At 71.5% G+C, this 20,149-nt stretch carries 15 protein-coding genes and 1 tRNA gene; 10 read left to right on the top strand and 6 right to left on the bottom strand.

Features of this window, described 5'->3' with window-relative positions; all coding sequences use genetic code 11:
• Nucleotides 1-1,227: 1,227 nt before the first annotated feature.
• From WFI16_RS21865 to gatC, 5 genes are all read right to left on the bottom strand, one after another.
• Nucleotides 1,228-1,320 (bottom strand) — tRNA-Ser (locus WFI16_RS21865).
• Between the two features lie 143 nt (nt 1,321-1,463).
• Nucleotides 1,464-2,093, bottom strand: coding sequence for a glutathione S-transferase family protein (locus WFI16_RS21860; protein WP_419899970.1), 630 nt, complete (start codon nt 2,091-2,093; stop codon nt 1,464-1,466).
• An 89-nt stretch (nt 2,094-2,182) separates the two neighbouring features.
• Nucleotides 2,183-3,634 (bottom strand): Asp-tRNA(Asn)/Glu-tRNA(Gln) amidotransferase subunit GatB, encoded by a 1,452-nt coding sequence (gene gatB / locus WFI16_RS21855; RefSeq protein WP_419899969.1) that lies wholly within the window; start codon nt 3,632-3,634, stop codon nt 2,183-2,185.
• Entirely contained in the window at nt 3,631-5,112 is a 1,482-nt protein-coding gene (gene gatA, locus WFI16_RS21850; protein WP_419899968.1) for an Asp-tRNA(Asn)/Glu-tRNA(Gln) amidotransferase subunit GatA, read from the bottom strand. Before gatA ends, gatB begins: the two co-directional genes overlap by 4 nt.
• Before the next feature lie 6 nt (nt 5,113-5,118).
• On the bottom strand, nt 5,119-5,406 hold the full coding sequence (gene gatC, locus WFI16_RS21845; protein ID WP_419899967.1) for an Asp-tRNA(Asn)/Glu-tRNA(Gln) amidotransferase subunit GatC: 288 nt from the start codon (nt 5,404-5,406) through the stop codon (nt 5,119-5,121).
• A gap of 67 nt (nt 5,407-5,473) precedes the next feature.
• Here gatC and ruvX point away from each other — a divergent pair, with 67 nt between their 5' ends.
• The 10 genes from ruvX (at nt 5,474) to rpmG (ending at nt 18,400) form a co-directional block, all read left to right on the top strand.
• On the top strand, nt 5,474-5,956 hold the full coding sequence (gene ruvX, locus WFI16_RS21840; protein ID WP_419899966.1) for a Holliday junction resolvase RuvX: 483 nt from the start codon (nt 5,474-5,476) through the stop codon (nt 5,954-5,956).
• 90 nt (nt 5,957-6,046) lie between these two features.
• Nucleotides 6,047-7,219, top strand: coding sequence for a helix-turn-helix transcriptional regulator (locus WFI16_RS21835; protein WP_419899965.1), 1,173 nt, complete (start codon nt 6,047-6,049; stop codon nt 7,217-7,219).
• A 130-nt stretch (nt 7,220-7,349) separates the two neighbouring features.
• On the top strand, nt 7,350-8,291 hold the full coding sequence (locus tag WFI16_RS21830) for an aspartate carbamoyltransferase catalytic subunit (RefSeq protein WP_419899964.1): 942 nt from the start codon (nt 7,350-7,352) through the stop codon (nt 8,289-8,291).
• Nucleotides 8,292-8,299: 8 nt separating this feature from the next.
• Nucleotides 8,300-9,589, top strand: coding sequence for a dihydroorotase (locus WFI16_RS21825; RefSeq protein WP_442970720.1), 1,290 nt, complete (start codon nt 8,300-8,302; stop codon nt 9,587-9,589).
• Nucleotides 9,589-10,173, top strand: coding sequence for a glycerol-3-phosphate 1-O-acyltransferase PlsY (plsY, locus tag WFI16_RS21820; protein ID WP_419899963.1), 585 nt, complete (start codon nt 9,589-9,591; stop codon nt 10,171-10,173). The genes WFI16_RS21825 and plsY overlap by 1 nt, the downstream gene beginning before the upstream one ends.
• Before the next feature lie 7 nt (nt 10,174-10,180).
• A complete protein-coding gene (gene dprA, locus WFI16_RS21815; RefSeq protein WP_419899962.1) occupies nt 10,181-11,290 on the top strand; it encodes a DNA-processing protein DprA in 1,110 nt (369 codons plus the stop codon).
• Nucleotides 11,291-11,371: 81 nt separating this feature from the next.
• Nucleotides 11,372-14,158 carry a type I DNA topoisomerase gene (topA, locus tag WFI16_RS21810; RefSeq protein WP_419899961.1) on the top strand — a complete coding sequence of 929 codons (2,787 nt, stop codon included), beginning with the start codon at nt 11,372-11,374 and terminating at the stop codon, nt 14,156-14,158.
• Nucleotides 14,155-16,416 (top strand): ribonuclease R, encoded by a 2,262-nt coding sequence (gene rnr / locus WFI16_RS21805; protein WP_419899960.1) that lies wholly within the window; start codon nt 14,155-14,157, stop codon nt 16,414-16,416. Before topA ends, rnr begins: the two co-directional genes overlap by 4 nt.
• A gap of 20 nt (nt 16,417-16,436) precedes the next feature.
• Nucleotides 16,437-18,047 carry a S41 family peptidase gene (locus WFI16_RS21800; RefSeq protein ID WP_419899959.1) on the top strand — a complete coding sequence of 537 codons (1,611 nt, stop codon included), beginning with the start codon at nt 16,437-16,439 and terminating at the stop codon, nt 18,045-18,047.
• Nucleotides 18,048-18,232: 185 nt separating this feature from the next.
• A complete protein-coding gene (gene rpmG, locus WFI16_RS21795) occupies nt 18,233-18,400 on the top strand; it encodes a 50S ribosomal protein L33 (RefSeq protein WP_076955738.1) in 168 nt (55 codons plus the stop codon).
• A gap of 153 nt (nt 18,401-18,553) precedes the next feature.
• Here the strand turns inward: rpmG and WFI16_RS21790 are convergent, their stop codons facing one another.
• On the bottom strand, nt 18,554-19,936 hold the full coding sequence (locus WFI16_RS21790; RefSeq protein WP_419899958.1) for a PleD family two-component system response regulator: 1,383 nt from the start codon (nt 19,934-19,936) through the stop codon (nt 18,554-18,556).
• Between the last annotated feature and the right edge of the window lie 213 nt (nt 19,937-20,149).

The raw sequence follows: 20,149 nt of genomic DNA, 5'->3' as shown, positions 1-20,149 counted from the left end.
TCTTCACGGGTACGGTGGCTAGCAAACCACAGCCGCCCCAGCTTAATCTGCCGGCGTCTCTCAAGGCCTCTTCTGGAAGGCATGGCACGGGCTCTGGCGGCAGCTGATCGCGTTGCGACTGACGCGCGCGCCTGCTTGCAACGCCAGCGCGACCGCGGTGTGGGTAGGCACCGCCTCGCCACCTTCCGTTCCGGTCGCCGCGTTCCGGGCCGCCAGGGGGCCTGAGGGCGGCCGCAGGGCCGCTTGCGGGCAAGCTGGACCTAGGTGCCCCGCCCATGCCTACCGTCAGCGTCCGCCGTGCCTTCCGTCGCGCTGGACGCGTCTCGGGGGTCCCGCCGCGGAGCGGGGCCGGTGGATGAGCTTCTTGACGGAGCTGTTGGAGGTCCTGAACTACCGCGTCCGCCAGACAGTGCTAGCCCAGGGCGCGCCACACGTAGGCCGGAGGCCGCAATGACTTGCCCCGACCTGCGGCGCAGCGGCGTGCTCTGCCAAAGGGCAGCGGCAGCCGTAAGGGTCGGCGCTGCCTGTGCCAGTCAAGGTGTGCCCACCACCGAACCGAGGACCACACATGGACTGGCGAGCTGTAGCCCCTGCCCGGCCGCTATCTCGACCGGGACAGGGGGAAGCGCCCGCCCCGTATCCTGGCTTAAAGGGGGTAGCGCCGTTGACGCTGGCCTACGGAGGCGCGCGGCACGGCCAGCCTCAGCCCCTCGGGGTGGAACAGCAAATGGACTAGCGCGGAACGGTAAGGTTGACTCTCCCGGCCTCACTTTATGAATAAATTTCAGACCCTTAGAGCGCTGCGGAACGGTTGAAACGGCGGAACGGAAAATTCCGAAGACTGCCGGCATGGAATGCGTCGCCTGGGCGTCCACAAACCGACCATCTGCTCAGGGAGCGAGCTTGCAGCCTCGGAGCGGGCAGCCGGAATGAGGCGGAACGGCAAATGGAACGGCAACGCAGAAACTGCCGTTCCCTTATTTCTCCTGACATATCAACCCTTAATGCAATCCCGGAACGGCCGGAACGGCGGAGCGGCAATTTACGGGGACTGCCGGTGGCGCACGTGCGCACTTGGCGCCCCGTCGCCTATCAGCGACGCCTCAAGCCAGGTCGGCGAAGGGGCGTGATATGGGCTCTGGCAGGAGCAAGCCTCTGCCGCGTTGGGGGTAGCGTTGGGGGTAGATCGGGCCGACCGGCCGGAAACTCGCAGAAAACATAGGGAAGTGGCGGAGGGGATGGGATTCGAACCCACGAAAGGGATTATCTCCCTTTAACGGTTTAGCAAACCGCCGCCTTCGGCCACTCGGCCACCCCTCCGCAGGGACTTGAAGTTACACGGCGTATGCGAGGCTGCTTCTAGCGTCCCGACCTGCCGCCGTCAAATCGTGCAGGGCAGTTTTGGGCGAAAAAGCTGGGGATAGAACGGCGAAGGTCTCGCCGCCCTGCCCCCTCCCCGCATTTCAGCCCAGATGCGCCGCCATGCCCCGCGTCACGCCCGGCCGCGCCATCATGCGCGCATACCAGGCGCCGACGGCGGGGAAGTCGGCGAAGTCGACCTTGTGGCGCTCGTGCCGCCAGGCCCAGCCAAGGATGGCGAAATCGGCGATGCTGGGCTCGCCCTCGGTCGCCACGAAGTCGCGGCCGGCCAGGCGGCGGTCGAGCACGCCATAGAGGCGGCGCGTCTCGGCGCCGTAGCGCTCGAGCCCATAGTCGCGGGCCGGGCCTTCGGGCCGCCCCAGGAAATGATGCACCTGCCCCGGCATCGGGCCGAAGCCGCCCATCTGCCACATCAGCCATTCCCAAACGGCGATGCGCCCGCGCGGATCGGCCGGCAGGAAGCGCCCCGTCTTCTCCGCCAGGTAGAGCAGGATCGCGCCCGATTCGAAGACGCTGACCGGCTGGCCGCCCGGCCCCTCGTCATCAACGATCGCCGGGATCCGGTTGTTGGGCGAGATCTTCAGGAAATCCGGCTGGAACTGCTGGCCCTTGGTGATGTCGACGACCTCGACCTTGTAGGGCAGCCCCATCTCCTCCAGGGCTACGCTGATCTTGCGGCCGTTGGGAGTGTTCCAGGTGTAGAGGGTGATCATGGTCTGGCGCTTCCTCTGCCGATCTTGCCGACAGGGAAGCACGCGCCGGGGCCTGCGTCAGCCCCGGCGCCATCGGGAAAGCCGGGCGGTCAGCCCAGCTTCTTCTTCAGCAGCTCGTTGACCAGGGCCGGATTGCCCTTGCCCTGCATCGCCTTCATCGTCTGGCCGACGAAGAAGCCGAACAGCTTGTCCTTGCCGCTGCGATACTCTTCGACCTTGCCGGCATTGGCGGCCATCACCTGGTCGATCACCGCCTCGATCGCGCCGGTGTCGGTCACCTGCTTCAACCCGCGCTCCTCGACCAGCACGCCCGGCGCCTTGCCGGTCTCGAACATCACCTCCAGCACCTCCTTGGCCAGCTTGCCGGAGAGGGTGTTGTCGGCGATCAGGTCGAGCAGCTCGCCCAGATGCGCCGCGGTCACCGGGCTGTCGCCGATCGAGTGGCCGGTGCGGTTGAGGCCGGCGAAGAAGTCGCCGGTCAGCCAGTTGGCGGCGACCTTGGGATCGCGGCCCTTGGCGACGGTCTCGTAGAAGGCGGCCGTCTCCTTCTCCAGCGTCAGCACATGGGCGTCATAGGGCGTCAGGCCGAAATCGCCGACATAGCGGGCGCGCCGGGCATCCGGCAGCTCCGGCAGGGCGGCCTTCAGCTGGTCGACCCAGGCCTGCTCGATCACCAGCGGCGGCAGGTCGGGATCGGGGAAGTAGCGGTAGTCATGCGCATCCTCCTTGGAGCGCATGGAGCGCGTCACGCCGCGGGTGGTGTCGAACAGGCGGGTCTCCTGCACCACCTCCTCGCCGCCTTCCCAGAGCTCGACCTGGCGCCGCGCCTCGGCCTCGACCGCCTGCATGACGAAGCGGATCGAGTTGACGTTCTTGACCTCGCAGCGGGTGCGGAAGCCCTCGCCCGGCTTGCGGACCGAGACGTTGACATCCGCGCGCAGCGAGCCCTGCTCCATGTTGCCGTCGCAGGTGCCGAGATAGCGCAGAATCTGGCGAAGCTTCGTCAGGTAGGCACCCGCCTCCTCCGGCGAGCGCAGGTCCGGCTCGGAGACGATTTCCATCAGCGCCACGCCCGACCGGTTCAGGTCGATGTAGCTCTTGGTCGGATGCTGGTCGTGCAGCGACTTGCCGGCATCCTGCTCCAGATGCAGGCGGGTGATGCCGATCTGCTTGGTGCTGCCATCGGCCAGCTGGATCTCGATCTGGCCGGTGCCGATGATGGGATAGGCGAACTGGCTGATCTGGTAGCCCTGCGGAAGGTCGGCGTAGAAATAGTTCTTGCGGTCGAAGCGCGACCACAGATTGACCTGGGCGTTCAGCCCGAGGCCGGTGCGCACCGCCTGCGCCACGCACTCGCCATTGATCACCGGCAGCATGCCGGGGAAGCCGGCATCGACGAAGCTGACCTGGCTGTTCGGCTCGGCGCCGAAGGTGGTGGCGGCGCCGCTGAACAGCTTCGCCTCCGAGGTCACCTGGGCATGCACCTCGAGGCCGATGACGACCTCCCAGGTGCCGGTGCTGCCTTCGATGGTGTAGCTCATGCCGCGGCCCTCACCGACGGGGTGGCGGTGAAACCGGCGACACGCTCGATGGCGCCGCCGACGGCGAAGACCGTCTCCTCGTCGAAGGGACGGCCGAGGATCTGCAGGCCGAGCGGCAGGCCGCGGGCGTCGAGCCCGGCGGGGACCGACATGCCCGGGATGCCCGCCAGATTGGCGGTGATGGTGAAGACGTCGTTCAGATACATGGCCACAGGGTCGTCCTGCGTCTCGTTCCGCCCGAAGGCGGCGGTGGGCGTGGCGGGGGTCAGGATGGCGTCGACCTGGCCCCAGGCCTGGTCGAAGTCGCGCTTGATCAGCGCCCGCACCTGCTGCGCCTTGACGTAATAGGCGTCGTAATAGCCGGCCGAGAGGACGTAGGTGCCGATCAGGATGCGGCGCTTCACCTCGGCGCCGAAGCCGGCGGCGCGGCTGCGCTCATAGAGCTCCTTGAGGTCCGCCCCTTCCTCGCGCAGGCCGAAGCGCACGCCGTCATAGCGGGCGAGGTTGGAGGAGGCCTCGGCCGGCGCCACGATATAATAGGTCGGCAGCGCGTACTGGGTGTGCGGCAGGCTGATGTCGACCAGGGTCGCGCCCTCGGCCTTCAGCCAGTCCATGCCCTGGCGCCACAGCGCGTCGATCTCGGGCGACAGGCCCTCGACGCGGTATTCGCGCGGGATGCCGATGCGCAGGCCCTTCACCCCCCGCGCCACGGCGGCGGCGAAATCCGGCACGGCGCGGTCGGCGCTGGTCGAATCCTTCGGATCGAACCCGGCCATGGAGTTCAGCAGCAGGGCGCAATCCTCGACGGTGCGCGCCACCGGCCCGGCTTGGTCGAGGCTGGAGGCATAGGCCACGATGCCGAAGCGCGAGCAGCGGCCATAGGTCGGCTTGATGCCGACGACGCCGCAGAAGGCCGCCGGCTGGCGGATCGAGCCGCCGGTGTCGGTGGCCGTCGCACCCAGCGCCAGCCGCGCCGCAACCGCCGCGGCCGAGCCGCCGGAGGAGCCGCCGGGCACCAGCACGGCCTCGTCGCCCTGGCGCTTCCAGGGGTTCTCGACACCGCCGAAGGCCGAGCTCTCGTTGGAGGAGCCCATGGCGAACTCGTCCAGATTGGCCTTGCCCAGGAAGACCGCGCCATCGCGCAGCAGCTGGCTGGTCACCGTGCTCTCATAGGGCGGCTTGAACTCGCCGAGGATCTTGCTGGCCGCCGTGGTGCGGATGCCGGCGGTGCAGAACAGGTCCTTCACCGCCAGCGGGATGCCGGTGAGCGGCCCGGCCTCGCCCTTGGCCAGCGCCGCGTCGGCGGCGGCGGCCTGGGCCAGGGCGGCCTCGGGGGTGACCGTGATATAGGCGTTGATCCGCGGGTTCAGCGCGGCGATGGCGTCCAGATGCGCGGTCGCCAGCTCGGTCGCGCTGATCTCGCGACGGGCCAGGGCGGCGCGGGCGCCGGCGATGGTGAAATCGGTCGGGGCGGTCATCGCGGCTTACTCCACCACCTTGGGAACCGAGAAGAAGACGTCCGCGCGGTCCGGCGCATTGGCCAGCACCTGCTGCTGGATGCCGCCATCGGTGACCTTGTCCTCGCGCAGGCGCAGCTTCTCGGCGCCACCGCCGGCCATCGGCTCGACGCCCGTGGTGTCGACCGCCTGGAGCTGCTCGATCCAGCCCAGGATACCGTTGAGTTCGGCCTCGAGGCGGGGCAGGTCGGCCTCCTCCACCCTGAGGCGGGCAAGCGAGGCGACGCGCCGGACTGTGGCGGTGTCGAGCGACATTCTGTTTTTCTTCCGGAAGTGACAGGTCGGGTTTGCGCGCAAACGGGGCCGGACCATAAACACCGGCATGCCCATCATCAACCTGAGCGAGCTCCGTGCCGCCCTTTCCCCCGGTCAGCGGCTGATCGGCCTGGATCCGGGGAAGAAGACCGTCGGCGTTGCCCTGTCCGACGTCTCCCTGATGCTGGCCAGCCCGTATCGCGGCCTGGCCCGGGCCAAGCTCGGCGTCAATGCGGCCGAGATCGCCGCCATCGCGGCGCGGGAGGGTGCCGCCGGGCTGGTGGTCGGCCTGCCGCTCGGCCTCGATGGCAGCTTCGGCCCGGCCGCCCAGGCGGCGAAGGACTGGGCCATCGCCCTCTCGGCCGCCACCGGCCTGCCAGCCGCGCTGTGGGACGAGCGGCTGTCCTCGGCCGCGGTCAACCGCATGCTGATCCAGGAGGCCGACCTGACCCGGGCGAAGCGGGCCAGGGCGGTCGACGCCGCGGCGGCCGCCTACATGCTGCAGGCCGCGCTGGACGCCTCGCAGACCGCGGCAAGCTGGCCACGGTGACAGGTTGAGTTCACGCTTCCGTTAACCTTACCCTGGCGCAACAGCAGCCGATCGGTCAGAGTGCGGCAGCGCGGTAGCACAAGGTCCGGCATGGCAGAGGATCGCCTGGCTTCGCTGATCGGGGATATCTACGCTCTGGCCACCGGCCCGACCGGGGAGCGTGGCTGGCCGGACATCATCGACGACGTGGCCGAGATGGTCGGCGCCCAGACGGCGGCGCTGCATCTCTGCGACGCGCGGCAGCAGCGGACCGCGGTGCTGGCGGCCCGCAACCTGCCCGCCGATGTCGTCGCCGATTACGAGAGCCATTTCTTCACCCGGGATGTCTTCCTGCAGCGGCAGGACCCGGCGCTGGGCGCCCACACCCATCTCAGCCAGGACTATCTCAGCGAGGCCGAGCTCGAGGGTTCCGAACTCTACAACGACCTGCTGCGCCACCGCATGGGCAATGCCTTCTACGCCGCGCACAGCCGGGGCGAGCTGGATGACAAGATGCTGGTGCTCGGCCTGGCCCGGCCGCGCGAGGCCGGCCCCTTCACCGCCGAGCAGTCGCTGCTGATCAGCCGGCTCTGGCCCCATATGCTGCGCGCCATCCGGGTCGAGGACCGGCTGCGCAGCAGCCAGGCGGTGGCCGGCATCGGCTTCGCCGCGGTGGATGAGCTGGCGATCGGCCTGGCCATCCTGAAGCCGGACCGCCGGCCGCTGTTCATGAACCGGACGGCCCGGCGGATGCTGCTCGACCGCGGCGGCCCGATGCTGCAGACCGCCGAGGGCCGGCTGCGCCTGCTGCAGCCGGGCGGCGATGCGATGTTCGCGACCCTGCTCGCCCAGGCCACCGTCAGCGGCGGCGCGCCGCGCAGCGGCGGCTCGATGCGCTGCGGCCGGGCCGATGGGCGACTGGCCATGGCGCTGATGCTGGTGCCGTTCCAGCCGGAGACGCGCGGCGCGCCGCTCGGCCTCGGCGCGTTGCCGATCCTGCCCGGTCCGCTCGCCCTGCTGATGGTGACCGATCCCAATGCCCGGCCGAACCAGCTGGCCGACCAGGTGATCGCCATGTTCGGCGTGACGCGGGCCGAGGCCGAGGTCGCCGCCAGCCTGGCCACCGGCCTCAGCGTCGAGGAGGTGGCGACGCAGCGGGGCGTCCGCCTGACCACGCTGCGCAGCCAGGTGCAGTCGCTGCTGGCCAAGACCGGCACCAACCGCCAGGGCGAATTGCTGCGGCTGCTGCTCTCCCTGCCCCGCCTGGCCGCGCCGGAAGGCTGAGGCCGGCGGCGCCGCGCCCGGTCTGGCGCAGGGCCCGGGCCCTCGGCCGGGCCGGCTGTCCCGCAGCGCGCCCCTTCCGGCCGGCGCCACCTCTGGCTATGGTCCTCCGCCTCTAGCCGGACTGGTCCTCATGCTGCCCTATCCTCACCGGCACCTCCTCGCCCTGCAGGGTCTGGAGCCGCCCTATATCGCCGATCTGCTCGATCTGGCGGAATCCTATGCCCTGCTGAACCGCAGCGGGAAGACCCAGCGCGACCTGCTGAAAGGCCAGACGCTGATCAACCTGTTCTTCGAGGACAGCACCCGCACCCGCACCAGCTTCGAGCTGGCCGGCAAGCGGCTGGGCGCCGACGTGATCAACATGTCGGTCTCGAACAGCAGCGTGAACAAGGGGGAGACGCTGCTCGACACCGCCTCGACCCTGAACGCCATGCATTGCGACCTGCTGGTGGTGCGCCACGCCCAGTCCGGCGCCCCGGCGCTGCTGAGCCAGAAGGTCGATGCCGCGGTGATCAATGCCGGCGACGGCACACATGAGCACCCGACCCAGGCGCTGCTCGACGCGCTGACCATCCGCCGCCGCAAGGGCCGGCTGGAGAACCTGACCGTCGCCATCTGCGGCGACGTGCTGCACAGCCGGGTGGCGCGCAGCAACATCCACCTGCTGCTGGCGATGAACTGCCGGGTCCGGCTGGTCGGCCCGCCGACGCTGATGCCCTCCGAGGCCGGGCGGCTCGGCGTCGAGGTCTTCCACGACATGAAGGCCGGGCTGAAGGACGCCGACGTCGTCATGATGCTGCGCCTGCAGAAGGAGCGCATGGCCGGCGGCCTGGTGCCCTCCGCCCGCGAGTTCTTCCGCTTCTACGGGCTGGACGCCGCCAAGCTGGCGGTGGCCAAGCCGGATGCCATCGTCATGCATCCCGGCCCGATGAACCGCGGCGTCGAGATCGACAGCGCCATCGCCGACGACCCGGTGCGCAGCGTCATCGGCGAGCAGGTGGAAATGGGGGTCGCGGTCCGCATGGCGGTGCTCGACATCCTCTCGCGCAACCAGCGTCGCAACGCGCGGTGACCCCTCCGATGTCCCTGACCACCATCCCCGACACCCTTTTCGTCAATGCGCGGCTGGTCGATCCGGCCAGCGGCCTCGACGCCCCCGGCAGCCTGCTGGTCAGCGGCGGCCGCATCGCCGACCATGGCGGCTCGCTCGGCCAGCCGGACGGCGCCACCGTCATCGACTGCGGCGGCGCCGTGCTGGCGCCCGGCCTGGTCGACCTGCGCGCGGCGCTGGGCGAGCCCGGCGCCGAATACCGCGAGACCATCGAATCGGCGGCCATCGCCGCGGCCGCCGGCGGCATCACCACGGTCTGCGCCCTGCCCGACACCCAGCCGGCGCTGGACGATCCGGCGCTGGTGCAGTTCCTGCTGCGCAAGGGCGAGGCCACCGGCAGCCTGTCCGTGCTGCCCTATGGCGCCGCCACCAAGGGCTGCGCCGGGCAGGAGCTGTCCGAGTTCGGCCTGCTGAAGGAGGCCGGCGCCATCGCCTTCACCGATGGCGGCAAGGCGATCGCCAATGCCCGCACCATGCGGCTGGCGCTGTCCTATGCCCGGGCCTTCGGCGCCTTCGTCGTGCAGCACCCGGAGGAGCCGGCCCTGGCCAAGGGCGGCGCCGCCACCGAGGGCGAGCAGGCCACCCGCATGGGCCTGCCCGGCATCCCGCCGGCGGCGGAGGCCATGATGGTGATGCGCGACATCGCCCTCGCCCGGCTGACCGGCGGCCATGTGCACTTCGCCCATGTCTCGACGGCGGCGGCGCTGGCGCTGATCCGCGGCGCCAAGGCCGAGGGGCTGCAGGTCACCTGCGACACCGCGCCGCCCTATTTCGACCTGAACGAGACGGCGATCGGCGATTTCCGCACCTATGCCAAGCTCTCCCCGCCGCTGCGGCGGGAGGAGGACCGGCTGGCGGTGGTCGCGGCCCTGGCCGATGGCACCATCGACGCCATCGCCTCCGACCACCAGCCGGCCGATCCGGACGACAAGCGCCTGCCCTTCGCCCAGGCCTCGGCCGGCGGCACCGGGCTGGCGACGCTGCTGGGCATCACCCTCGCCCGCGTCCATGCCGGCGACCTGGCGCTGGGCGCCGCGCTGGCGCTGCTGACCAGCCGCCCGGCCGCCCTGCTGGGCATCGAGGCCGGCCGGCTGGAGCGTGGCGCGCCGGCCGACCTGGTGCTCTTCGACCTGGAGCGCGCCTGGAAGGTCGAGGCCGGCAAGCTGCCCGGCAAGGCGCAGAACTCGCCCTTCGACGGCCGCGCCCTGGAAGGCCGGGTGCTGGGCACCTGGAAGGCCGGCCGGCGGGTGTTCGGCTGATGCTGCTGCTGGCGGCGGCCGTCATCGGCTATCTCTCGGGCTCGGTGCCCTATGGGCTGCTGCTGACGCGCGCCGCCGGTCTCGGCGACATCCGCCAGATCGGCAGCGGCAATATCGGCGCGACCAACGTGCTGCGCACCGGCAACAAGAAGGTGGCGGCGGCGACGCTGCTGCTGGACGCGCTGAAGGGCGTGGTGCCGGTGCTGCTGCTCTCCGCGCTCTGGGGCCGCGAGGCCGGGCTGCTGGCCGGCCTGGCCGCGCTGATCGGCCATGTCTTCCCGGTCTGGCTCGGCTTCAAGGGCGGCAAGGGCGTCGCCACCGGCGCCGGCGTGCTGCTGGCCGCCGCCTGGTGGCTCGGCCTGGTCTGCGCGGTGATCTGGGTGGTCATGGCCAAGGTGACGCGGATCTCCTCGGCCTCGGCGCTGACCGCCTGCGCCGCGGCGCCGGTGATCGCGCTGCTCGCCGGCGACCGGCTGCTGGCCGGCTTCGCCCTGGTCCTGGCCGCGATCATCATCGCCCGCCACCACGAGAACATCCGCCGCCTGCTGGCCGGCACCGAGCCGCGGATCGGCCGCAAGACATGACGCGGGCATGACCCTGGCGGCGGAAGACAGCGCGCTGGCCCGGCTCAGGCTGGCCCGCACCGAGGGCATCGGCCCGCTGACCTTCCGCCGCCTGCTAACCCGCCATGGCAGCGCCGCCGCCGTGCTGGATGCCCTGCCCGGGGCCGGGCGTGGCCTGGTCTACCGCCCGCCCTCGCCCGCCCGGGTCCAGCGCGAGCTCGACGCCGTGGCCGGCATGGGCGGCCGCTTCATCTTCCTCGACGACCCCGACTACCCGCCGCTGCTGGCGCAGTTGGCCGACGCGCCGCCGGCACTGGCCGTGATCGGCGAGATCGGCCTGCTGCGGCAGCGCCAGGTGGCGCTGGTCGGCGCCCGCCATGCCTCGGCCCTCGGCCGCCGCTTCGCCAGCGAGCTGGCCGAGGAACTGGCGCGCGCCGGCATCGTCGTCACCTCCGGCCTGGCGCGCGGCATCGATGGCGCCGCGCATGTGGGGGCGCTGCGCGGCGGCAGGACCATCGCCGTCATCCCCGGCGGGCTGGATCGCGCCTATCCGCCGGAGCACGCGGAGCTGCAGGGGCTGATCGCCGAGCACGGCGCGGTGGTGGCCGAGGCACCGCTCGGCACCGCCCCGATCGCCCGCCATTTTCCGCGCCGCAACCGGATCATCGCCGGGCTGAGCCTCGGCGTGGTGGTGGTCGAGGCGGCGCTGAACTCCGGCACGCTGATGACCGCGCGGCTCGCCCTGGAGGCCGGGCGGGAGATCTTCGCCGTGCCGGGCAGCCCGCTGGACCCGCGCTCGGCAGGGGCTAACGATCTGCTGCGGCAGGGCGCCTGGCTGACCGAGCGGGCCGAGGATGTGCTCGCGAACCTGCCCGCCGGGCCGCGCGACGCACCGCTGCTCGCCCCCCGCCCGATGCCGAAAAACCTGCCCGACGCGCCGTCCCCGCCGCCCGGCACGGCCGGGCCGGCGGCGCAACTGCTTGATCTGATAGGCGCTTCGCCGGTTGTGGTTGACGAGTTGATGCGACGCTGCCACCTCTCTGCCGCTGCGGTGCAGGCCCTGCTGTTCGAACTCGAGCTGGAGGGACGGATCGAAGTCCTGCCGGGAAACCGGGTGGTCCGCAGCGGATTGCCGTAGAAGCACCGACTGAGCCGTTCAGCAGTTCCGCCCCAGGCAGTTCCGCCCCGGGGTGAGCAGAGAAAGCGCATCGCACCCGCCATGACCGACGTCGTCGTCGTCGAATCGCCGGCCAAGGCGAAGACCATCAACAAGTATCTCGGGCAGGATTTCACCGTGCTGGCCAGCTTCGGCCATGTGCGCGACCTGCCCGCCAAGGATGGCAGCGTCCGCCCGGACGAGGACTTCGCCATGGACTGGACGGCGGAGGATCGCGGCGAGAAGCAGGTCGCGGCCATCGCCAAGGCGGTCAAGGGCGCGCGCAACCTCTATCTGGCCACCGACCCGGATCGCGAGGGCGAGGCGATCTCCTGGCACGTGCAGGAGATGCTGCGGCAGAAGGGCGCGCTGAAGGGCGTCACCGTCCACCGGATCACCTTCAACGAGATCACCAAGCGCGCCATCCAGCATGCGGTGGCCCATCCGCGTGATCTCGACACGCCGCTGATCGACGCCTATCTGGCGCGCCGCGCGCTGGACTACCTGGTGGGCTTCACCCTCTCCCCCGTGCTGTGGCGCAAGCTGCCGGGCAGCCGCTCGGCCGGCCGCGTGCAGTCGGTGGCCCTGCGCCTGATCTGCGAGCGCGAGGCCGAGATCGAGGTGTTCCGGGCGCGCGAGTACTGGACGGTCGAGGGGCGCTTCCTGACCGCCGCCGGTGCCCCCTTCGCCGCCCGGCTGACCCATCTGGACGGCAAGCGGCTCGAGCAGTTCGACCTGAACGACGCGGCCAGCGCCAACCGCGCCAAGGCCGCCGTCGAGGCCGGCAGCTTCTCCATTGCCAGCGTCGAGAAGAAGCGCAGCCGCCGCAACCCGCCGCCGCCCTTCACCACCTCGACCCTGCAGCAGGAGGCCTCGCGCAAGCTGGGCTTCGGCGCGCAGCAGACGATGCGCCAGGCGCAGCAGCTGTATGAAGGCGTCGACATCCAGGGCGAGACCGTCGGCCTGATCACCTATATGCGGACCGACGGCGTGCAGATGGCGCGGGAGGCGATGTTCGCCATCCGCGACCACGTGAAGTCGGCCTTCGGCCCCGACTACGTGCCCGCCGCGCCGCGCGAATATTCCTCCAAGGCGAAGAATGCCCAGGAGGCGCATGAGGCGATCCGCCCGACCGACGTGACCCGCACGCCGGAGCAGGTCGCCCGCTTCCTCTCGCCCGAGCAGCGCCGGCTCTACGAGCTGGTCTGGAAGCGCGCGGTGGCAAGCCAGATGCAGTCGGCCGAGCTGGACCAGACCGCGGTCGAGCTGGTCGAGCCCTCGGGCCGGACCAAGCTGCGCGCCACCGGCAGCGTCATCGCCTTCGACGGCTTCCTGAAGCTGTATCGCGAGGATGTCGACGACGCCCCGGCCGGTGCCGCCGGCAGCGAGGACGAGGACAGCCGCACCCTGCCGCCGATGCGCGAGAAGGATCCGGCGAAGCTGACCGCGGCTCAGGCCGACCAGCACTTCACCCAGCCGCCGCCGCGCTATTCCGAGGCCAGCTTGGTGAAGAAGATGGAGGAGCTCGGCATCGGCCGCCCCTCCACCTACGCCTCGATCCTGCAGACCCTGCAGGACCGCGACTACGTCAAGATCGACAAGCGGCGCTTCGTGCCCGAGGACCGCGGCCGGCTGGTCACCGCCTTCCTGGTGAACTTCTTCGAGCGCTACGTGGACACCGGCTTCACCGCGACGCTGGAGGAGAAGCTCGACGAGATCTCCGACGGCCGGGCCGACTGGCGCGCCGTGATGCGCGACTTCTGGCAGGACTTCAACGCGGCGATCGTCGCCACCAAGGACCTGACCATCAGCGCCGTCATCGACGCGCTGGACGAGGAGCTGGGGCCGCACTTCTTCCCGCAGCCCGCCGATGGCGGCGATCCGCGCGCCTGCCCGGCCTGCGGCCAGGGCCGGCTCGGCCTGCGGCTCGGCCGCAACGGCGCCTTCATCGGCTGCTCGAACTATCCGGAATGCCGCCACACCCGGCCGCTCTCGGTGGCCGGCGCCGAGGCCGAGGGAGAGGCCGCGCTGAATGGCGGCATCAAGGAGCTGGGCACCGATCCGGTCAGCGGTGCCCAGGTGACGCTGCGCCGCGGCCCCTATGGCCTCTACGTCCAGCTCGGCGAGGGCAGCACCGACGCCAAGGGCAAGGCGGTGAAGCCGAAGCGCACCAGCCTGGCGCGCGGCATGGACCCGGATTCGATCGACCTGGAGCGCGGCCTGGCGTTGCTGTCCCTGCCCCGCATCATCGGCCTGCATCCCGAGACGGGCGAGGAGATCACCACCGCCATCGGCCGCTTCGGCCCCTATGTGAAGATGGGCAGCATCTTCAAGTCGATCGACAAGGATGACGACGTCCTCAGCATCGGCATCAACCGTGCGGTCACGCTGCTGGCCGATGCCAAGGCGAAGGTGCGCGGCCTCGGCCCGCATCCGAAGGATGGCGAGCCGGTCGAGGTGAAGCGCGGCCGCTTCGGCCCCTATGCCCAGCATGCCGGCATGGTGGCCAGCCTGCCGCGCGGCACGCAGATGGAGGACGTGACCCTCGAGCAGGCCGTCCTGCTGCTGGCCGAGAAGGGCAAGAAGCTGCCGCCGCTCGGCAAGAAGGGAGTTGCCGGCAAGACCGCCAGCAAGGCCAAGGGCAAGGCCAAGCCGGCCGCCGAGGCAACCGAGGAGGCAGCGCCGAAGCCGGCGCGCAAGGCGCCCGCCAAGGCGACGGCGGCCAAGGCCACCGCTGCCAAGACTGCGTCTGCCAAGGCGGGCACGGCCAAGGCGCCGGCCGCGCGGGCGAAGACGGCGGCCGCCAAGGCACCGGCCAAGGCCAAGAGCGCGGCGAAGGCCAAGGCTTGAGCAGGCCCGGGGAGACGCCCCCGGACGCGCCGGACGCCGCTCCCGGGACGGCGGCCCCGGCCCTGCCCTCGCGCGAGGCGCTGCGGCGCTATCTGCGCGAGGCCCAGGGCCGCCCGGGCAAGAGCGAGATCGCCCGGCATTTCGGCCTGACCAGCGAGCAGCGCCCGGCGCTGCGCGACCTGCTGAAGGTGCTGGAGCGCGAAGGCGCCCTGGTCCAGGCCGGCCGCAAGCCGCAGCCCGCCGGCCGCCTGCCCGAGATGGCGGCGGTCGAGGTCTTCGGCACCGACACGGAGGGCGAGCCCCTGGCCCGCCCGCTGGCCTGGGAAGGCAGTGGCCGCGCGCCGCTGGTCCATATGCGCCCCGAACGCCCCGGCCAGCCGGCGCTGGCCCCCGGCGAGCGGGTGGTGGCGCGGCTGAAGCCGATCGGCCCGGGCCGCTACGAGGGCCGCACCTTCAAGCGGCTGGGCATGGGCGCGCCGGCGCGCCTTCTCGGTGTCTATCGCGACGGCCGGCTGCAGCCCACCGATAAGCGTGCCCGCGCCGAATGGAGCGTGGCGCCGGAAGACGCGCTCGATGCCGTGGACGGCGAGCTGGTGCTGGCCGAGCCGCTGCCCGGCCGCCCCTTCGGCCTGAGCCCGGCCCGCGTCACCGAGCGGCTCGGCCCGATGGACGCGCCGCGCGCGGTGTCTCTGCTGTGCATCCACGCGCACCGGATCCCCGACAGCTTCGATCAGGCGGCGCTGGACGAGGCCGCCGCGGCGCAGCCGGTCGACCTCGCCGGCCGCACCGACCTGCGCGAGCTGCCGCTGGTGACCATCGACGGCGACGACGCGCGCGACTTCGACGATGCGGTCTGGGCCGAGCCCGAGGGCAGCGGCTGGAAGCTGGTCGTCGCCATCGCCGACGTTGCCCATTATGTCCGCCCGGGCAGCGCGCTCGACCGCGCCGCCTGGGGCCGCGGCAACAGCGTCTATTTCCCCGATCGCGTCGTGCCGATGCTGCCCGAGGCGCTGTCCAACGGCCTCTGCAGCCTGCGCCCGGGCGAGGAGCGCGGCTGCCTTTTCGTCGAGATGCGCTTTGACGCGCAGGGCCAGAAGATCGGGCATCGTTTCGGCCGCGGGCTGATGCGCTCGGCGGCGCGGCTGACCTATGAGGCGGTGCAGGCGACCCGCACCCCCGGCGCGCCACAACCCGCGGTCGCGGCGCAGATCGAGCATCTCTACGGCGCCTTCGCCGTGCTGCAGGCGGCGCGCGAGCGGCGCGGCACGCTCGATCTCGACCTGCCGGAACGCCGCGTGGTGATGGATGCCGAGGGCGAGGTGCGCGACGTGCTGCCGCGCGCCCGCCTCGACTCGCACCGGCTGATCGAGGAGTTCATGGTCGCCGCCAATGTCTGCGCGGCGGAGGAGCTGGAGCGGCTGCGCCAGCCCTGCCTCTACCGCGTGCATGACCGGCCCTCCGACGAGAAGCTGGAGGCGCTGCGGCAGTTCCTCGATTCGCTGGAGCTCGACCTGCCCGCCGCCGGCGAGCTGCGGCCGCGCCACTTCGCCGCCCTGCTCGACCGCATGCGCGAGCGGCCCGAGGCGCGGCTGCTGCACGAGACGGTGCTGCGCGCGCAGTCCCAGGCCGCCTACAGCCCCGACAACATTGGCCATTTCGGCCTGGCGCTGTCGCGCTACGCCCATTTCACCAGCCCGATCCGCCGCTATGCCGATCTGGTCGTGCACCGCGCCCTGGTGCGCGGGCTGCGGCTCGGCGAGGACGGGCTGCAGGAGGCCGAGATCGAGCGCCTGGCCGACACCGCCGAGCACATCACCCGCACCGAGCGGCGCGCTGCGGCGGCCGAGCGCGAGGCGCTGGAGCGCTATCTGACGCGCCACATGGCGTCCCGCGTCGGCAGCATATTCGCCGCGCGGATTTCAGGGGTGACACGCTTCGGTCTCTTCGTCACGGTTGAGGAGAATGGTGCGAGCGGACTCGTGCCATCGTCATCCCTGCCGGACGATCAATGGACTTACGAGGAAGCCGAGCACCGGCTTTCCGGCCGCTCTACGCGTCTTGCCTTCACCCTGGGGCAGGCCGTGGAGGTGCGCCTGGCCGAAGCCGTGCCGCTGACCGGCGGGCTGCGCTTCCAGTTGCTGGAGGGGATCGCGCCGGCACCGGGTGCGCGGCGCAGCCGGGTACGGCGGGCGCCGCCGAAGAACGGCCGGACCCAGGGCAAGCAGGGAGCCGCCGGGCGCGGCCCGGACCGGCGCTAGGCGCGGCCGCCCTCACCCCGGTGGGGTCTGCGCGCAGCCTGTCGTCACTGCTGCGCGGCATGGTCGCGCTGCTGCTGTTCCTGCTGCTCGCCAGCCTGCTGACGCCGGCCTCGGCACAGGGCGAATCGGCCTTCTCCCGTCCGCAGCTGCGCAGCGTGCTGCGCGAGGCCTTCACCGCCATCATCGACCGCCATCTCGAGGCCGCCGCGCCCGGCGACCTGGCGCTGTGGTCGCTGCGCGGCCTCGGCGCGCTTGACACCAGCCTGGTGGCAGAGGTGCAGGAGGGCATGCTGCGGCTGCGCCAGGGCCCTGCCCTGCTGCGCGAGGCGCCGCTGCCCGGCGGCCCGGCCGGCGCCCCCACCGAGGCCAGCCAGCGCGGCCGCCCGCCGGCCGCCGCCGTGGTGCTGCCGGCCACCGCGATGCCCGACCTCCTGGCCGACAGCCTGTCGCATTTCTATGCCGAGGCCTGGCAGGCCTCGCCGGTGCTGCGCCGCGCCGGCATGGAGGGCCTGCTGCAGGCCGGTTTCGACGAGGTCTTCAACCACCTCGATCCCTATAGCCGCTACATCACCGCGGAAGAGGCCTGGCAGGCGCGGCAGCGCCGGGTCGGCCAGTCCGGCCTCGGCCTGCGCGTCGCCGCCGGGCCGCGCGACACGCTGGTGATCGCGACGCTGGCGCCGGAGGGCGAGGCGGCGCGTGCGGGGCTTCGCGAAGGCGACGTGCTGCGCAGCATCGACGGCGTCGCCATCTCCGCTCGCCGCATCATCCTGGCGGCCGAGATGCTGGAGGGTCCGCCGGGCAGCGAGGTGGCGCTGGAGCTGCGCCGCGGCAGCCAGCGGCTGTCCGTGGTGCTCCGCCGCACCAGCCAGCTGCTGCAGCCGCTGCAGGCCGAGACGCAGGATGGCATCCTCTGGATGCGCATCGCCGCCTTCTCCGCCGCCACCACCGAGCAGGTCTCCAGCGCGCTGAACGCCGCCTTCGCGCAGGGCGCGCCGCCGCGCGGCATCGTGCTGGACCTGCGCGGCAACCGGGGCGGCATCCTGACCCAGGCCATGACCGTGGCGGACGCCTTCCTGGCGGAGGGTCCCGTGGCGCAGAGCCTGGGGCGGCATCCCGAGGCGCAGCGCATCTGGAATGCCGCCGGCGGCGACCTGGCCCAGGGCGCGCCGGTCGTGGTCATGGTCGATGGCCGCACCGCCTCGGCCGCCGAGATCGTCGCCGCGGCGCTCGGCGATCGCGGCCGCGCCGTGGTGGTCGGCAGCGCCACCCTGGGCAAGGGGCTGATCCAGATCGTCATCCCGCTCTCCAACGGGGCGGAGGTGCTGATCTCCTGGTCGCGCGTCCTGGCGCCGCGCGGCTGGCCGGTGCAGGGTCTCGGCGTGCTGCCGGCGGTCTGCACCAGCCTGGGCGCCGAGGCGCTGCGCAACGGGCTGCAGATGCTCGGCCAGGGGCAGCCGCCGATGGGCCCGGTGCTGGCCCGCGCCCGCCTCGCCCGCCCGCCGGTGCCGGCCAGCGAGGTCACCGCGCTCCGCGCCAGCTGCCCGCCGGCCGAGGGGCGCGACCTCGATGTGCAGGCGGCGCGCACCCTGCTGAACAGCCCCGCGACCTACCGCGCCGCGCTGCCCCGCTGAACGCCGTTTCACCGCCGATTCGCGGCGAAACAGCGGCCTAGCAGGGGTAAAAGCCCTCTCCGACGCAGCTTCCCCTTGACTGTCGGGCGCAGATGGCTAGGTTGCGCCAATTCGCGTCGCACCCGGGTGCGCGGCCTTGCGTCGCCCGGCTTGTGGTGCCCCAACGGCGCCCACGGAACAACGTCATGGCCAAGTCGAACACCATCCTGATCAAGCTCGTCAGCACCGCTGACACCGGCTACTTCTACGTGACCAAGAAGAACACCCGGAACACCACCGGGAAGATGGAAATGCGCAAGTACGATCCGGTCGCCCGGAAGCACGTCGCGTTCCGCGAGTCGAAGATCAAGTAATCCGGTTCCGCGGCTTCGCCGCGGCCTGGATCTCAGGATCCCGACACGACAAAGGCCGCATCACCCGATGCGGCCTTTTTCGTGTCCGGCCTGCGCCTGCCCCAAGCTGCGCGCGTGCCCCGAGCCGCGAGCGCTGCGACACGCCGGGCCACGTCACGCGACGTCGGCGTCCTTCTTCTTCCAGTCCTCCGGCCCCGCCAGCTCCACCCGGTTGCGGCCATTGGCCTTGGCCCGGTAGAGGGCCGAATCGGCCGCCGCCACCAGCGACGCCAGATTCTGCCCCTGCACGGTCAGGGCCACGCCGATGCTGGCGGTGATTGACAGCGCCTGCGCCGGGCCGATCGTCACGGGCTGCTCGGCCATCGCCTGCCGCAGACGGTTGGCGACCTGCAGCGCCTCCTCCTGCTGGGCCTCGGCCATGGCGACGATGAACTCCTCGCCGCCGAACCGCGCCACCACGTCAACGGCGCGCAGATGCTCCTTCATCCGCCCGGCGACCTCGCGCAGCACCTGGTCGCCCACCGCATGGCCATGGGTGTCGTTCACCGCCTTGAAGCGGTCGACATCCAGCAGCAGCACGGCGACGGCCCCGGCCCGAAGCAGGCCCTCCAGATGCCGGGTGACATAGCGGCGGTTGCGCAGCCCGGTCAGGCTGTCGGTCACCGCCAGCTCCAGCGAGCGGTCCAGATCGGCGCGCAGCCGCTCCTGGTAGCGCCGGCGCCGGATCTGGTTGCGGATGCGGGCGCGCAGCTCGTTCGGATCCACCGGGCGCAGCACATGGTCATTGGCCCCGAGGTCGAAGCCGCGCAGCACCTGGGCCCGCTGGTCGGCATCGGCGACCAGCAGCAGCGGCAGGTCGCGCGTCGAGGCCTGGGCGCGCAGGCGGGAGGCCAGGCGCAGCCCCTCGCCCCCCTCCAGCGACAGGCTGAGCATGGCCAGGTCGAAGCGGCCCTGGGACAGCGCCGTCCAGGCCTCGGCGAGGCTGCCGGCCAGCTGCAGGACGATGCCCTCGGCGGCCAGCACGCTGCCCAGCAGCTCGGCCTCGTTGACATCCTCGGTGGCCAGCAGCACGGCGGCGCCGGCGACGCTCTCGGAGGGCCGCTCCTGCGGCTCGAAGCCGAGATCGAGGGCGGTCTCGGTGCGCAGCCGGAAGGCATCCAGGACCTGCTTCATGCGCAGCAGGGCGCGCAGCCGGGCGAAGAGGGTGGGATGGTCCACCGGCTTCGACAGGAAGTCGTCGGCGCCGGCCTCGAGCCCGCGCACCCGCTCGGCCGGATCGACCAGCGCGGTGACCATGACCACCGGGATCTGCGCCGTGACCGGATTGGCCTTCAGCCGGCGGCAGACCTCATAGCCGTCCATGCCCGGCATCATGACGTCGAGCAGGATGACATCCGGCATCCATTCCTCGGCGCGCCGCAGCGCCTCGGGGCCGGAGGAGGCCAGGGTGACCTCGTAGTATTCGGCGTTCAGCCGCGCCTCGAGCAGGCGCAGATTGGCGGCGATGTCGTCGACGACCAGGATGCGGGCGGTCATGCCCGGCCTCCGCCATCGGCGGCTTCCCTCACCCGTCGCCGCGCCACGCCTGCATGCTTGCCAGCCATTCGTGTCGTTTCCCGCTGCTTGCCGGAGCTTGCCGACGGGATCTTCCCATCGAAGTCGGGGGAGGCTGGCTGAACCCTCGCGACCCTTCGACCATCGTAACCTTAGCAAGATCGCTTTGCGGGAGCGAGACTCCGCAATCGCGCC

The organism is Roseomonas sp. USHLN139, from assembly GCF_037145735.1.
Lineage (GTDB): Bacteria > Pseudomonadota > Alphaproteobacteria > Acetobacterales > Acetobacteraceae > Pseudoroseomonas.
This window is presented reverse-complemented; position numbering and strand designations above follow the sequence as displayed.